Here is a 14,967-nt window from a genome sequence, read left to right as displayed (position 1 = left end):
CTAATAGCTAAACGCTAATTGTTAAAAGCTCATCATATGACTGCTGAAATTATTTGTGTTGGTACCGAGTTACTATTGGGCGATATTTTGAACAAAAATGCTCAATATCTAGCCCAGCAACTCGCGAGTCTAGGAATTCCTCATTACTATCAAACTGTTGTTGGAGATAATACAGAGCGACTCAAACAGATCATCAAAATTGCTAGCGATCGCTCAAATGTTCTCATTTTCACTGGCGGTCTTGGTCCAACTCCTGATGACTTAACAACTGAAACCCTCGCAGATTTTTTTGGTGTTCCTCTTGTCGAAAAACCAGAAATTCTAGAAGATATTGCTCAAAAATATGCTGTTCGCGGTCGTGTTATGACACCGAGTAACCGCAAGCAAGCATTGATTCCTGAAGGAGCCGAAGTTTTGCCTAATTCTTCCGGTACTGCACCTGGCATTATCTGGTCGCCAATTTCTAATTTGCATATCCTTACTTTTCCTGGTGTGCCATCAGAAATGCAACGAATGTGGCAAGATGCCGTACCATACCTCAAAAACTTAGGATTTGGTCAAGAAATTATTTACAGTCGAACGTTAAAGTTTTGGGGAATTGCTGAGTCTGCTTTGGCAGAAAAAGCATCTGCATTTCTTAACCTACCAAATCCTACAGTAGCTCCTTATGCTAGCCGTGGAGAAGTAAAGTTGCGCGTCTCAGCTAAAGCCAATTCCCAAGCTGAAGCGGAACAACTCATAGCTCCCATTGAGCAACAACTCCAAGCAATTGCAGGGCTAAATTATTACGGTCAAGATGAGGACTCGTTAGCTTCTGTGGTAGGACAATTGTTACAACGTGAAGATGCGACGCTCAGTGTTGCTGAATCTTGTACTGGTGGGGGCTGGGACAAATGATGACTGATATTCCTGGAAGTTCGCGCTACTTTATGGGCGGAGTTATCTCCTACGATAACCAAGTCAAAGTATCTTTGTTAGGTGTAAATCTTCAAGCTATCCAACAAGAAGGAGCCGTCAGTAGAACAGTCGCAGCTCAAATGGCAGAAGGCGTGCGCTCGCGTCTCGGAACAACTTGGGGATTAAGTATTACTGGTATCGCTGGACCTGATGGCGGTACTTCTACTAAACCAGTTGGTCTTGTTTACATCGGATTGGCTCAATCAAATGAAAAAGTGCAAGTCTTTGAACACCGCTATGGTCAAGATCGTTCTCGATCTCTCATTCGTCATTTAAGTGCTTGCACAGCCCTCGACTTGCTACGGCGAAACCTACTTGAAAAAGATCATTAATAGACAACAAAATATTAGAGCATGTAATTAATGCTACTCATAAAGAAAAAATTAAGAGTTGCTATACGCTTACAGATTTGTATTGCTTGCCACTATAATTAAAATCCTAGGATAAATACTCCCACGTACTTGGCATGTTTAGCAAGATATCTGTCTATGGTGTCATGAGTCCAGTTTCAGCTGATATGATAAGTTTAATATTAAGTAAAAGTTACAAGCTTAAAATTCAGCCATAGGCAAAGTTTTCTCGTTTAGGTCAGCGAAGCAATCTAGGTCGTATTTTAGGAGCAATCGATTCAATGGACTACTTAGAAAAAGTACTGGAAAAATTAAAGGAATGGGCACGTAGGCTAATAGAAACTTTGTTGGGACCAGAAGCTGAACCAGAACCAGAGCCAATTCCTATTCCAGTTGATGATAGACAACGTCGCTATCAGTAGTTCATAAAACTTATTTTTAAGCTGTAGCAATTGAGCAGTATTCTTGTACTACATGGACCAAATTTAAATCTCTTAGGGCAACGCGAGCCAGAGGTTTATGGCTTCACCAATCTAGAAGATATTAATAGCCTCTTAGAAGAAGAAGCCAAGAAGCTAAATGTAGTTATTGCAGCCCTTCAGTCAAACCACGAAGGTGTTTTAGTAGATGCTATCCATACAGCAAGGCATAAGCATCAAGGTATACTGATCAACGCAGGTGCATATACGCATACTAGTGTCGCTTTGCGAGACGCACTTACTGCAGTTATGCTACCAGCAGTGGAGGTTCATATCAGCAACATCTATCAAAGAGAAACTTTCCGTCATCATTCCTATATAGCGCCAGTGGTGTTAGGGCAGATTAGTGGTTTTGGAGCAGAGAGCTATCGCTTGGGGCTACAGGCGTTAGTTAATTATCTTAGTAAGTCATCCTGAGGCTTGTACTTGCTAAAGATACGATATTACACACAATATTAAATTAGCTGAGCAATTATCTATCACAAACGACTCAGTTGTCATACTCAAAAAATTGCAGCAATGCGTTACTCACTCTGTAGTCGATTCTGCGGCACTTTATTAGGCGCGGCGGTTGGAGGCATGCTAACACATGTGAGTCGATTTTCCCTCGTCAACACCGAAATAAATTCAGATGTCTCAAGCTCTACTGCAGAAGATTTTTTATGGGAACGTCTAGGAACTGCAGTAGCGCAAAGTTTGATTCAAAAAGAGATCGTGGATGTGGGTGCAAGTCATTCCTACTTCTCAAGCCAAAGTATACCTATTAATCCAGTTAAAGCTATTATTGCGGCATTACCGATCGCACTTTTCTATCACGACAACGAAACTCAGTTGAAACACAATTTGCGGCAGTTTGTATCATGGCAGGACGATCCAGAAATAGTTGCTGGAGTTTTAGCTGTTGGATATGCGATCGCATTGTCTTTGAAAGAAAAACTCCAGGTAGCTAGCTTAATTTCATCAGTCGTTTATTTTATAGAAGCGCCTCAATCATCACTAACTCAACAGTTGATGCAGGTAAAAAGTTTATTAGAACATCAAGCTAGCCTAGCAAAAGCTGTCTCAGTGTTAGGACAACCCAGTAGTGCGGTTGCTTTGGCGTTTTACTGTTTCTTAAGTAGCCTAGAAGACTTTCAGCTTTCTGTAAAGCGAGCAGCATGTCAACCGCATGTCAGCTCAATCACTGGTGCTTTATCAGGTGCCTATAACGCTGCCCCTAGTATTCCTATTAACTGGCGACTAGCATTGTCTCATTCTACTCGCAAACCACTTGCCGTATGGGGTATGCACAGTGAAGCTGAAATGCTACAGTTATGTGACTCGTTGGTTGCAGTATGGTCAGGAGCATATAATCAGAATGGTACTTTTGATGCAATGGCGATCGCAGCTCCTCAAGTTATTCGTCCGCGTTAATTTCTAGCCTTTAACTCCACTTCCGGTTTCGGTTGGCACAATGTAGCGCTGTAGTAGTAAAAATACTATTAACACAGGAGCAATCGAGATTACAGAACCTGCAGCAATTAAGCGCCAATCGAGAGAAAACGTCCCTGCTAGCGTTGCGACTCCTAAAGGTAGAGTGTAGAGTTCTGGTCGATCAATAACGATTAAAGGCCACAAGAAATCACTCCAAGAGCCAATAAAAACAAAAATCGCTAAAGTGACTAATGCAGGGCGAATCGCAGGAAGCATCACAAACCACCATAAACCTAATTCTGAACAGCCATCAATGCGTGCTGCCTCTTCCATCTCTTTGGGAACGCCCTGAAAAGCCTGTCGTAGTAGAAAGATGCCAAATGCTGAAGCAAGTGCAGGAAAAATGATTCCTAAATAGCTGTTTCTCATGCCTAACTGAACAGTGAGAATATACAAGGGAATCATGACAATTTGAAAAGGAATCATAATCGTCGCGACAATCGCGGTAAACATTGAGTCTCTGCCTCGAAACTCTAGTCTTGCCAACGGATATGCTGCTAGTGCACAAAAAAGTAAATTAAGTGTGACTGTCAAGATAGCAACTAACGTACTGTTAAATAAATATTGTCCAAATGGATTCGTCTGCCAAACCTGTACAAAATTTTCTACTGTAGGCTGACTAGGTAACAGCTGTGGCGGAAATTGAAATATGTTTTCGCTTGATGACTTGAAGGCAGTGCTAATTAGCCAAAGTAAGGGAAATAGCATGATGAGCGCGATCGCCCCTAATAACCCATACATCAACATATACTTTCCCGCCCATATGTGTTGATTCTTAACTCGTCCTTGGGTTTTAACTTTACTCATCTGCTGTCAAAATCTGTAACTCTACTGACACATGAAAATAAAAATACCATCCTTTAGGTAAGAAAAGAAGAATTAGATTTTAGTATTGCCTTTAATTTGGTATTGTTGTGCATTATGCTTTATTTATCTAAACAAAGTATGATTTTCATGATTTAAATCCCCTTCTACTTATAGAAGATTTATGAACAACTTCTAGGACATAATAATCTTAATTTTATTCTCTTAATTTAAGGGATTACTTATTTTATAAAATCGTTATTAAATCCAGCATTTTATTTAGTAAAAACATTGACTTTGTATTTAAAATACCATATTATAGTAAGTGTATTTTTCTAACTAAATACTTTCTTGAAAGTATTTAGTTAGAGCGCAGGGGACAATAGTCCTCTGCGCTGGCGTAATCAAATTGAGGAAGTTTTATTGCATCATTTTCAAGCCAGTTTCTGTACAAACAATATGCAAAGGTATATCCCAAGTCTCAACAGGTAACTGAGGTAAGTAAGCAAAGTCAAAAACAATGCCAATTGTAAGCTTTGACTTCCATTCGGCAGAACTGAGTAAGCGATCGTAGAAACCACCTCCGTAACCTAAACGATAGCCTCGAATATCACAAGCAACAGCAGGAACCAAAATTAAATCTACTTCATTAGCTTTGATTAGTGGGGCACAAGGGAGAGGTTCTAGAATGCCATAATCTCCAATTCGGGTATCGTTCCCTGGGTGCCACAAATGCCAATTTAATGATTGATTGATACAACGTGGGAAACCCCAATTTTTTTTGGCTGTAAATAATGCACTTAGATCTGGTTCCTGACGAAAACTAAAATAGGTCAGAATGGTCTTTGCTTGAGTAAATAGTGATGATGCTTGTAAGTGAGAGCAGATAAGACGACTTTTTTCCTGCCACTCTTTGATGCTCATAGATTGCCGGTTGTGAAGCAGTAAACGGCGCAATTCTATTTTGTTTATATGCTGACTAATCACTATTAGCTTCGTAAAGTATATGTTTTGGTGTTTAGTAAGTTAACTACCATTAGTCATTATGATAGGCTTAGTCTCAGCGACTACTGAACTAGTAATTCAACTTAATTAAATTAGGTATAGCAGTTAAAGTGAGACTATTTATTTAAAGTCAGGAGCGATTATTTCACTACGTTTTATGTTGGTTCATTTGCTCACCATTTAGCTGTGAGTTCCTCCTAAAATCTCTAACTATATAAATTTACAGAGTTCTGCAGCTCAAAGAAATGCTACTACAGCCAAAGCACCTATCGCTGACTGTTTTGCGAAGAAAAAATCTTTTTTCATAAGCTTAATTTCCGTCTATGAACGCAATTAAGTTCTGAATTTAGAGCTAAGAGCTTGATTCTAAAAAAGAGGGCGAAACCACCTCACCCTCTCACATTTTAGTTTGCGTGTTGCCGATACCAATCAATAGTATTTTTTAATCCTCGCCTAAAATCAATTTGAGCAGTAAAGCCAAATTTTTTCGCTCGTTCTGTATCTAAACAACGACGTGGCTGACCATTTGGCTTATCGGTTTCGTAAACAATTTCGCCATCGAACTCCATCAGTTCACAAATTAAAGAAATCAAGTCACGGATGGAAATCTCAAAGCCCGTACCTAAGTTAATAGGCTCAGGCTGGTTATAAGATAATGTTCCCATAACTATGCCCCGTGCTGCATCTTCTGAATAGAGAAACTCACGGGTAGGACTGCCATCACCCCATACTCGAATTTCCATGTCACCTTTTTGTTGAGCTTCGTATACTTTACGAATAAGTGCAGGAATTACATGAGAACTTTGAGGATTAAAGTTGTCTTCTGGACCGTATAAGTTTACTGGTAGCAAATAAATACCATTGAAATTATATTGTTGCCTGTAGGCTTGAAGTTGTACTAAAAGGGCTTTTTTGGCGACACCATAAGGAGCATTTGTTTCTTCTGGATATCCATTCCAAAGGTCATCTTCTTTGAAGGGCACTGGTGTGAATTTAGGATAGGCACAAATTGTGCCAACACAAACAAATTTTTCTACTCCAGCTTGATAGGCAGCATGAATCAATTGTGCACCCATCATCAGATTGTCATAAAAAAGTTCAGCGGGTTTTTCTTGATTCAAACCAATACCACCAACATGAGCCGCCAGGTGGATGACGATATCTTGCTGATCGACTGCGCGTTGGCAATTCTCTAAACTGCGTAAGTCACACTCGTGCGATCGCGGTACAGTAATTTTTTGCTGTTCGGCTCCTGCTAGACACAGCTGTTCAATCACTTGACGACCCAAGAATCCAGCCCCACCAGTGACAAGAATGTGTTTGTCGTTTAAATCTAAGGCTGCCATCTGTTTAATTCCTTGTCAGTTTTGCCTAAAAGTGTAAACTACCCAGCTCTTGACGAATTGTAGCCAAATCATTTACTTGCGCACCGTTACCATTAGGTGATTCTTGACCCAAAGCTCTTAAGTCAGCTTCTACCATGAGTGCAACCAACTGCTCAAACGTAACTGACGGTTGCCAGCCGAGTTTTTGCTTAGCTTTTGTCGGATCGCCAATCAATAATTCAACTTCTGCTGGGCGTAAATAACGCTCGTCGAATTCGACATAATCTTGCCAGTCAAGATTGACATAACTAAATGCTAATTTGAGGAATTCTTTTACAGAGTGTGTTTCTCCAGTTGCAATGACATAGTCATCAGGTTCGGGTTGTTGTAGCATCAGCCACATCGCACGCACATAGTCCTTTGCGTACCCCCAGTCACGCTTAGCATCAAGATTACCCATGTAGATGTTCTTTTGTTTTCCTGCAACAATCCGTGCTACTGCCCGAGTAATTTTGCGTGTTACAAAGGTTTCTCCACGCCGTGGTGATTCGTGATTAAATAAGATGCCATTACACGCAAACAAGTCATAAGATTCGCGATAATTGAGGGTTTGCCAGTGCGCGTAGACTTTGGCGCAAGCGTATGGACTACGTGGATAAAACGGTGTAGTTTCTTTCTGTGGAACTTCTTGTACTAAGCCAAACATTTCTGACGAACCTGCTTGATAGAAACGGACTTCAATACCAGTACGTCGCTGGTAGTCGCGAATTGCTTCAAGTAGCCGTAGTGTTCCCATCGCAACCGAATCTACAGTATATTCTGGTGAGTCAAAGCTTACGCGTACGTGTGATTGCGCACCAAGGTTATAAATTTCTGTCGGCTGGGTTTCTTCTAAAATCCGACGTAGAGTTGTTCCATCGGTAAGGTCGCCATAGTGTAACAATAACCTCACCCCTTCTTTGTGGGGATCTTCGTAGATATGGTCAATCCGATCTGTGTTGAATGTTGATGTCCGCCGAATTATGCCATGAACTTCGTAGCCTTGTTCTAGTAAAAACTCGCTCAAATAGGAGCCGTCTTGACCAGTAATTCCTGTAATTAGCGCTCGTTTACGTTGCGTCATACTCGGTGGTTGATAACCTGTTTCAAATTGGGTACAGTAAAACTGCTACAACTTAACATAGGCACCAGCGGTTCACCATATCTTGTTTGGTGTTGGCTGGACACTACAATAATTGTTAAATTAAACTTTACGCTAACTAACATCTGTTGCCAAGAAACTATCAAAGTGTCAGTTTAGTTTGGCACAATCTAGATATGGATTGATGGGCGAATCAGCTTTTAAGTTCGCGGAAATTAAAACAACTTGCAATTAGCCATTAGCCTCAAGATTGTCGTAAGTATCTCGCTTACTTATAACAAACAGGCAAGGCTTTTGGCTAATTGGCTTACCAACCACTAAGCAATAGCTAGCATAGTCCTGTAGCACAGTTCTCTATATACATATGTTCAGTAAGCACCGTTATTTTTTGGGACAATAACGACTCCGATTGTTTTCACAATTACCCATAAGTCAAGCCAAAAGTTGTGGAACTTGACGTAGTAAAGATCTATCTGAATTCTCCGGTTGTAAGGAATATCGTTACGCCCTGATACCTGCCACAATCCGGTAATTCCTGGTTTAATTGTCAAAACCTTGTCGATATGAGAACCATACATATACAATTCCTGAGCTACTAAAGGGCGAGGACCAACAACACTCATATCTCCTTTAAGAACGTTCCAAAATTGGGGAAATTCATCAAGGCTAGTTAATCGTAAAAAGCGACCTATTTTTGTAATTCTTGGATCCTGTTTTAGCTTAAAATTGTCGGCAAATTCTTGCCGTAGATGAGGCGATGCTTCCATTAGTTCTAGTAACATCTCATCAGCGTTCGTGACCATTGTTCTGAACTTGATACACCCAAACGACTGATAGTTTTTTCCAACTCGTTCCTGGATGTAAAACACTGGCCCTTCTGAATTATAAGCAATGAGCAATGCTAACAGCAGATAAACCGGAGAAAATAAAATCAGAACCGACAGAGAGAAGATAACGTCAAACAGTCTTTTGATAAACTCTCGGCTGACAAAATCAAGCGATATTGTGATGAACAGCTTTTTAGCAGATGAGAATAAGAGCGATCGCAATAACGTTCTACTTTTATCGCTGGGCGATCGTTTCTGAAAACCAGATTGCACGAAAGCCCGTAATCTTTTGCCTGAGAGGAGCGAATGGGCAGTCATTTTACTCCTTAACAATCCACACCACATTTAGTCATGATTTTAAAGCCTGATGATGCAAGATAGCTCGAATGCGATCCCGACAATCCTAAAATAGAAATTGGAGATCGGGAAACCAAGAACAAGCATAGTACTTCAATCCAAAAAACTTTGGTTGTTTGTCAAGCGGTCTTGCCACGAGTTGTGCAAAAACGCGAGAAACTTCTCACTAAACACATCAGCAGCAAACTGATGAGCATGAGTACGAATCCACTCAGGCTGAAATGCTTTGTGATGGACTTCAAACTTTTCGATAGCTTCCATTAAGGCTGCTTCTGTTTGGGTTGAAAAAAATATACCAGTTCCTGTGTCTGGATATTGCCAAATCGAACGTACAGTTTCTAACGCTCCGCCTGCTCCATAAGCAATGACCGGAGTACCACAAGCTTGTGCTTCTACAAGAGCTATACCAAAATCTTCACAAGCTGCATAAACAAATGCTTTGGCGGCAGCCATATACTGCTCAACAACTTCATTCGGCTGTGCTCCTAGTACTTGAACATTCGATTGTGCTAAGTTGCGAATTTGCTTGAGTTCTGGTCCAGTACCAATAACGACTAAAGGCTTTTTGAGTTGGTTAAAAGTACGTACAATCAAAGATACTTGCTTGTAACTGACTAAGCGGGAAACCGTTACATAAAAGTCTTGTTTCTCACTGACAAAGGGAAACCGTTCGATATCTACCGGTGGGTAAATCACGGTTGCAGGGCGGCGATAGCATCGCCAAATGCGACGTGCAGTATTTTGTGAGTTGGCAACAAAGTAATCAACTCGATTTGCACTCAATGCATCCCACTGGCGCATTTGGTGGAGTAGGTATCGTGTCAAAACTCCTGGCAATCCCTGACCAATACGGTTACTGCGTAAATAATCAAAAGTCAGTTCCCAGGCAAACCGCATCGGAGTATGACAGTAGCAAATGTGCATCTGTTCTGGACTAGTTAAAACTCCTTTGGCGACAGTGTGGGAAGAGGAAATGATCGCATCATAAGCACGCAAATCTAACTGTTCGATCGCTAGCGGTAACAAAGGTAGATATTTCTGTACGCCATGACGAGCAAAAGGTAGGTGCTGCAAAAATGTCGTTCCAATCGAACGTTGAAATAAATAGCTGTTGGGGTTAGTTGATTCAAAGTCAATCAAAGCATACAAATCCGCATCAATGTGTTTGAGGATTTCTTTAACTACGAGTTCTGAACCACCAGTAGCCTTGGGCGTTAACCACTCATGGACAAGTGCATATTGTAAAGGCATTAATAACTAATTGAAGAATACTGGAGCTTGAGTGCTGCTTTGTATTGAGCAATCGAAGCCATGACGTTTTCACTCAAAAATAAGTTCCAAGCAAATGACGCAACCTGATAATCTCATAGAAAATGACCCTAGAAGCACAAGGAACCAATAACAATGCGAATTTTAATTATGGGTGGTACGCGATTTATTGGTGTATACCTCACACAACTACTTGTTGCCCAAGGGCATGAAGTTGTGTTGTTTAATCGTGGTAATCGACCAGCACCAGTCTCCGGAGTTGCGCAAATTACGGGCGATCGCACTCAACCCAATGACCTCAAGGAAAAACTTTTTCCAGAAAATTTTGATGCTATTTTTGATAACAATGGGCGAGAACTTAGCGATACTCAACCCTTAGCAGAAATCTTTCAAAACCGAGTGCAGCATTTCGTCTATATGAGTTCAGCAGGAGTGTATTTGCCTGCTGACCAAATGCCACATCAAGAAGGTGATGCTGTCGATCCCAAAAGCCGCCATCGGGGCAAACACGAGACAGAAGCTTTTCTTGCCAAAAGAGGTTTACCTTTTACTGCAATTCGTCCAACTTATATTTATGGTCCGCAAAACTATAATGACTTAGAAAGTTGGTTTTTTGATCGCATTGTTCGCAATCGCCCAATTCCTATTCCTGGCAATGGATTACACATAACTCAATTTGGTCACGTCTACGATCTAGCACAAGCGATGTGTCAAATCTTAGGTTCTACGCAAGCCATCGGTGAAATTTACAATGTATCGGGCGATCGCTATGTGACTTTTGATGGGCTGGCAAGAGCATGTGCTGTGGCAGCTGGAAAATCAGGTGAAGCACTACAAATTGTGCATTACGATCCTAAAAAGTTCGATTTTGGTAAGCGCAAAGCTTTTCCCATCCGCGTACAACACTTTTTTGCGGCAGTAGATAAGGCAAAAGCTCAACTCAACTGGCAGCCAAAATATGATTTGATTGCTGGTTTACAAGATTCGTTTCAAAATGATTATCTCACCTCAGGTCGCGATCCTGCAGAAGTCGATTTTTCGGTTGACGATGAAATTTTATCTGTTGTCGGTAGTAAGTAGATAACACCAGAAATCAGTGTCAGGGCAACCGCAACCCAGAAGGCGATCAGGGAAAAAAGCTGCCAACTCATAGGTAAAGGCGCAATTAAAAGCGCGATCGCGGCTATTTGGCTAACCGTTTTCAGTTTGCCCCAAAAATTGGCTCCGGCGATCGCGGTATTACCAGTCAAACTAGGAGTTACTCGCCAACCTGCTATAGTTAACTCCCGTGCCAAAATCAGAAATACTCCCCATGTAGGAACTTGTCCTAGTTTATTCAAAGCTAGCAAAGGCGCAAGTATCAGTAGTTTATCGACTAAGGGGTCAAGAAATTTTCCCAGTTCTGTAATTTGATTCAGTCGGCGGGCAAGGTAGCCGTCAACCCAATCAGTCATTGCTGCAATCAAAAAAATGACTACACTCAGCCAACGAGCTTCTGATGTGGGATTTTCCAAAAAGTATAGTAATATTGGTAACACTAATAAACGAGATAGAGTCACCCAAGTAGGCAAAGTCATCACAAAGGTAAAAAATGAGATGTCAAGGCTAGGGTAGTATATGATGCTCGCCTAAGGGTACAAAAAATACAATTTTTTCTATTTATGCTGGTTAATGGTTAATAGTTAATTGTTGCTTCACTAATCGTTGAGTATTGACCAATAACAGCCTTTCAGTGACGTTTGTTTTTACCCACTTACTTACCTGCAGGGTTAACTCAAACCTCTTGAAAATGAAGAAAGCTAAGCATCAGTTCAGATCAGGCTCGCTTCATGCAAAGTTTAAACTAGGTGAATTTACCTGACTAATTAATGAAGATTCACCAAAGGCTTCCTCAAAACATCGGCAGAGTAGTTTCGAGCAACTATATTTGAAAGTAGTTTACGTAATTCTACTGAAATAGAGTGCAAAGTAGTTGTGACAATGTATCAAGCCCAATCTCCTGCATGTCAACCGCCAACATCCACGCTGTCAGTACAGAAAATTCACCCCTCTGTTAACTCAGTTTTTAAACGTTCCTTGGATATTATCGGCAGTATTGTTGGGCTGCTCATTTTAGCCATTGTATTTGTTCCAGTGACGATCGCTATTAAGCTAGACAGTCCAGGTCCTATTTTTTTTCGCCAAGAACGCTACGGACTCCACGGACGTAAGTTTTATATCCATAAATTTCGTTCGATGGTTGTGAATGCTGAGCAGTTAAAATCTCTTGTCAGTAACGAAGCCTCAGGTCTTATCTTTAAAAATCAACGCGATCCCAGAATTACCCGTGTGGGACGTTTTTTAAGAAGCTCTAGTTTAGATGAATTACCTCAATTTTGGAATGTTTTAATCGGCGAAATGAGTTTGGTAGGAACTCGACCGCCAACAAGGGATGAGGTAACTCAATACAACGAACGTCACTGGCAAAGGTTAAATGTCAAACCTGGTTTGACGGGCGAATGGCAAGTTAGCGGTCGTTCTAGCGTTAAAGATTTTGAAGAAGTTGTCAACCTCGATCTTCGCTATCAACAGCAATGGTATCCTTTATATGATTTAGTAATAATTGTCAAGACAATATATGTAATATTTGCCAAAGTAGGAGCTTGTTAGAGAAAGTTAATGTCCATAGCCTTAAATCTAAGGTAAATATTAACTATTATTTGTATTCGTTGTTTTGCCATTCAATCACTAACCCCTCGCTCCTCGCTCCTCTAAGTTCTACCCATGTCGCTGCTGATGCCAACGCCAAGCATGAGTAATGATATCTTTTAAATCAGAATATTGCGGTTCCCAACCTAAAATTTTTCTAGCTTTCTCGCTACTACCAACTAGTATTGGCGGATCTCCAGGACGGCGATCGCTACTCTCAACTTTAATCTCCTTACCCGTGACAGTTTGAGCAGTATCAATGACCTGTTTGACTGAAAAGCCATTGCCGTTCCCCAAGTTAAATACTGTAGTCTCTCCTCCTTGCATTAAATATTCCAAACCAAGAATATGTGCATCGGCAAGATCTGTTACATGGATATAGTCTCGGATACAAGTTCCATCAGGGGTTGCATAATCTGTTCCATAAATTGACACCGACTCTCGTTGACCTAAAGCCGTCTGTAGTACTAGTGGGATCAAGTGTGTTTCTGGATTATGGTCTTCTCCCAGCAAACCATTGGGATCAGCACCAGCAGCATTGAAATAGCGAAAACATACAGATTGCAACCCATATGCTGGACTAAAGTCTTTCAGAATGCGTTCCACCATTAATTTGGTAGCACCATAGGGATTGATTGGACTTTGGGGATGCTCTTCAGTAATAGGTATTTGATGTGGTACACCGTAGGTAGCACAAGTCGAGGAAAACACAAACTTATTTACTGATGCTGCCACCATTGCCTCTAATAGAGTTAAAGTACCAATCACATTATTGCGATAATACTTAGCAGGCTCTGTAACCGACTCCCCTACGTAAGCATAAGCAGAAAAGTGCATCACGGCTGCGATTTTCTTGGTGGTAAACAGTTCGTCTAGTAGCACTCGATCGCTAGTATCTCCGACAATTAGCTCTACTTCTAACTTTTCTACTAAGTCTCGATGTCCATATACCAAGTTATCAAGGATGACTACTTCATATCCAGCATGTTGTAGTGCCATGACTGCGTGGGAGCCAATGTACCCTGCTCCTCCAGTAACTAAAATTGTCTGCTTGACTGCTGGCATTGGTTTTTCTTACTCGATAATTACCTCTTGCTGATGGTGAGTATACCTGAAACAGTAGTGTCATTACACATTACATTTTCAGCGGAGCTGTGCAAATTGATAAACACTTCAACATAGATTGACTGATATCACTACAGCATTTATTTTAATTACTTAGCTTTAGCCGTAGTTGGGTACTGCACAGCAATAAACTTTTGCACAATATTTAAATCTAAATATTTGCGTTTAACATGATATGGTAAATGCTTAAAATCTTTAATAACTTTTCTACAATTTATACTTCCACAACCACACTGTAAGCTCCAGTAATCCTCATCCATAGTTGTAGAATAATCGAAGTAGATCTCTTCACCTGCTTCAATGTTTCTCAGCGCTACTAATTCAATATCATTTTTAATACCAGCATTAGGATTGCAAGAATGATTGACAAAACGACCAGGAGGCTCTAGGTTTACATAAACACTTTTACCAATTTGCAAAGCATCACCCTCATATGGTGGTGCCTTTAGGACTGCTTGGTCAAAATCAATAATGCCACCAGTAAATATTAAAATATTTTCTCCTACTCTAATGTCTTTTTTGGCAAATAGACCCTGACCAAATTTACTATTGTCTATGTAAAACTTTTCATGAGTTAATAAGTAAGATTCAGATAATGCCAACATTTTTCCTCCAAAAAACACTCTAAGCTAGGTGCGTACTCTATTTAGCAAAAACAGCTTGTACAAACCTTATAAAGTACTTTGATTGCAGATTTGTAGTTATCAATTTTTTTACTGATTTTCACTAACTAAAAAGCAATAGTAGAAATATTTTCATACTTTAAATTAATGATTCTACATCAACCCAAAAAAGTTGGAAAGAACCATATTTCAGATTTAGCTAGGATGCTTTACAAAGTATTTTTGCTAAACAAGCTTAATTTAACGCTAACTTTACTGAGGTGCTATGGTAGTTTCACTGATAGAGGTGAACTCAGTATTAGCTCGGTTCAGTGTATTTACTGTTGATTAATAAAGATTTGTCTAATTTATTGCGCCGAGTGATAATGCAGAGCTACTCGTACCTACTTCACCTACATCTAAGCCAGAGTAAGCTATAAAGTCATGTAAATATTAAAATATTATTAAATACTATAAGTCATGCAAGTATAACAAATCGGGTACCGAGAGGAACAATCGTAATTCTACGGAAATATGATTAAGCTCAAATGCAAGCTTGAGAGAA

At 40.3% G+C, this 14,967-nt stretch carries 14 protein-coding genes and 1 pseudogene; 6 read left to right on the top strand and 9 right to left on the bottom strand.

Features of this window, described 5'->3' with window-relative positions:
* Positions 1–36: 36 nt before the first annotated feature.
* The 4 genes and pseudogenes from CSQ79_RS18295 (at position 37) to CSQ79_RS18285 (ending at position 3,199) form a co-directional block, all read left to right on the top strand.
* Positions 37–1,289, top strand: a pseudogene (locus CSQ79_RS18295) (competence/damage-inducible protein A).
* Positions 1,290–1,588: 299 nt separating this feature from the next.
* Entirely contained in the window at positions 1,589–1,729 is a 141-nt protein-coding gene (locus CSQ79_RS28065; protein WP_193930083.1) for a hypothetical protein, read from the top strand.
* Between the two features lie 30 nt (positions 1,730–1,759).
* The gene (aroQ, locus tag CSQ79_RS18290; protein WP_099702589.1) at positions 1,760–2,203 is read left to right on the top strand and encodes a type II 3-dehydroquinate dehydratase; all 444 of its coding nucleotides are present in this window, start codon (positions 1,760–1,762) and stop codon (positions 2,201–2,203) included.
* A 162-nt stretch (positions 2,204–2,365) separates the two neighbouring features.
* On the top strand, positions 2,366–3,199 hold the full coding sequence (locus CSQ79_RS18285) for an ADP-ribosylglycohydrolase family protein (protein ID WP_289501292.1): 834 nt from the start codon (positions 2,366–2,368) through the stop codon (positions 3,197–3,199).
* A gap of 3 nt (positions 3,200–3,202) precedes the next feature.
* On the opposite strand, the gene CSQ79_RS18280 is transcribed toward CSQ79_RS18285, so the two are convergent.
* The 6 genes from CSQ79_RS18280 to CSQ79_RS18255 all read right to left on the bottom strand — a co-directional run bounded on the left by CSQ79_RS18280 (position 3,203) and on the right by CSQ79_RS18255 (position 9,969).
* Positions 3,203–4,006, bottom strand: coding sequence for a carbohydrate ABC transporter permease (locus CSQ79_RS18280; RefSeq protein WP_289501302.1), 804 nt, complete (start codon positions 4,004–4,006; stop codon positions 3,203–3,205).
* A 477-nt stretch (positions 4,007–4,483) separates the two neighbouring features.
* A complete protein-coding gene (locus CSQ79_RS18275; protein WP_099702629.1) occupies positions 4,484–5,035 on the bottom strand; it encodes a 5-formyltetrahydrofolate cyclo-ligase in 552 nt (183 codons plus the stop codon).
* 437 nt (positions 5,036–5,472) lie between these two features.
* Entirely contained in the window at positions 5,473–6,414 is a 942-nt protein-coding gene (locus CSQ79_RS18270) for a GDP-L-fucose synthase family protein (RefSeq protein WP_099702586.1), read from the bottom strand.
* A gap of 25 nt (positions 6,415–6,439) precedes the next feature.
* Positions 6,440–7,516, bottom strand: a complete 1,077-nt coding sequence (gene gmd, locus CSQ79_RS18265) for a GDP-mannose 4,6-dehydratase (protein WP_099702585.1) — start codon at positions 7,514–7,516, stop codon at positions 6,440–6,442.
* Positions 7,517–7,902: 386 nt separating this feature from the next.
* Positions 7,903–8,679 (bottom strand): undecaprenyl-phosphate galactose phosphotransferase family protein, encoded by a 777-nt coding sequence (locus CSQ79_RS18260; RefSeq protein ID WP_099702628.1) that lies wholly within the window; start codon positions 8,677–8,679, stop codon positions 7,903–7,905.
* Positions 8,680–8,811: 132 nt separating this feature from the next.
* A complete protein-coding gene (locus tag CSQ79_RS18255) occupies positions 8,812–9,969 on the bottom strand; it encodes a glycosyltransferase (protein WP_099702584.1) in 1,158 nt (385 codons plus the stop codon).
* A gap of 153 nt (positions 9,970–10,122) precedes the next feature.
* Here CSQ79_RS18255 and CSQ79_RS18250 point away from each other — a divergent pair, with 153 nt between their 5' ends.
* Positions 10,123–11,067: an NAD-dependent epimerase/dehydratase family protein gene (locus tag CSQ79_RS18250; RefSeq protein ID WP_099702583.1), complete on the top strand. Its 945-nt coding sequence runs from the start codon at positions 10,123–10,125 to the stop codon at positions 11,065–11,067.
* Here CSQ79_RS18250 and pgsA read toward each other — a convergent pair.
* Positions 10,986–11,564, bottom strand: a complete 579-nt coding sequence (gene pgsA, locus CSQ79_RS18245; protein WP_099702582.1) for a CDP-diacylglycerol--glycerol-3-phosphate 3-phosphatidyltransferase — start codon at positions 11,562–11,564, stop codon at positions 10,986–10,988. The two genes, CSQ79_RS18250 and pgsA, sit on opposite strands and share 82 nt — an antisense overlap.
* A 403-nt stretch (positions 11,565–11,967) precedes the next feature.
* Between pgsA and CSQ79_RS18240 the strand changes: the two genes are divergently transcribed.
* Positions 11,968–12,636 (top strand): sugar transferase, encoded by a 669-nt coding sequence (locus CSQ79_RS18240; RefSeq protein ID WP_099702581.1) that lies wholly within the window; start codon positions 11,968–11,970, stop codon positions 12,634–12,636.
* Positions 12,637–12,744: 108 nt separating this feature from the next.
* On the opposite strand, the gene galE is transcribed toward CSQ79_RS18240, so the two are convergent.
* Positions 12,745–13,740 (bottom strand): UDP-glucose 4-epimerase GalE, encoded by a 996-nt coding sequence (galE, locus tag CSQ79_RS18235; protein ID WP_099702580.1) that lies wholly within the window; start codon positions 13,738–13,740, stop codon positions 12,745–12,747.
* 149 nt (positions 13,741–13,889) lie between these two features.
* The gene (locus tag CSQ79_RS18230) at positions 13,890–14,405 is read right to left on the bottom strand and encodes an SET domain-containing protein (RefSeq protein WP_099702579.1); all 516 of its coding nucleotides are present in this window, start codon (positions 14,403–14,405) and stop codon (positions 13,890–13,892) included.
* Positions 14,406–14,967 lie beyond the last annotated feature (562 nt).

The organism is Gloeocapsopsis sp. IPPAS B-1203 (assembly GCF_002749975.1).
GTDB lineage: Bacteria > Cyanobacteriota > Cyanobacteriia > Cyanobacteriales > Chroococcidiopsidaceae > Gloeocapsopsis.
Note: the sequence above shows the minus strand (reverse complement) of the source record. Positions and strands in the feature narration are given on the sequence as shown.

Bases quoted from the DNA above. Each gene is read 5' to 3' on its own strand.
- galE (WP_099702580.1), bottom strand. From the start codon at position 13,740: ATGCCAGCAGTCAAGCAGACAATTTTAGTTACTGGAGGAGCAGGGTAC.
- CSQ79_RS18255 (WP_099702584.1), bottom strand. From the start codon at position 9,969: ATGCCTTTACAATATGCACTTGTCCATGAGTGGTTAACGCCCAAGGCT.
- CSQ79_RS18280 (WP_289501302.1), bottom strand. From the start codon at position 4,006: ATGTTGATGTATGGGTTATTAGGGGCGATCGCGCTCATCATGCTATTT.
- CSQ79_RS18260 (WP_099702628.1), bottom strand. From the start codon at position 8,679: ATGACTGCCCATTCGCTCCTCTCAGGCAAAAGATTACGGGCTTTCGTG.
- CSQ79_RS18230 (WP_099702579.1), bottom strand. From the start codon at position 14,405: ATGTTGGCATTATCTGAATCTTACTTATTAACTCATGAAAAGTTTTAC.
- pgsA (WP_099702582.1), bottom strand. From the start codon at position 11,564: ATGACTTTGCCTACTTGGGTGACTCTATCTCGTTTATTAGTGTTACCA.
- CSQ79_RS18250 (WP_099702583.1), top strand. From the start codon at position 10,123: ATGCGAATTTTAATTATGGGTGGTACGCGATTTATTGGTGTATACCTC.
- CSQ79_RS28065 (WP_193930083.1), top strand. From the start codon at position 1,589: ATGGACTACTTAGAAAAAGTACTGGAAAAATTAAAGGAATGGGCACGT.
- CSQ79_RS18285 (WP_289501292.1), top strand. From the start codon at position 2,366: ATGCTAACACATGTGAGTCGATTTTCCCTCGTCAACACCGAAATAAAT.
- CSQ79_RS18240 (WP_099702581.1), top strand. From the start codon at position 11,968: ATGTATCAAGCCCAATCTCCTGCATGTCAACCGCCAACATCCACGCTG.
- CSQ79_RS18270 (WP_099702586.1), bottom strand. From the start codon at position 6,414: ATGGCAGCCTTAGATTTAAACGACAAACACATTCTTGTCACTGGTGGG.
- gmd (WP_099702585.1), bottom strand. From the start codon at position 7,516: ATGACGCAACGTAAACGAGCGCTAATTACAGGAATTACTGGTCAAGAC.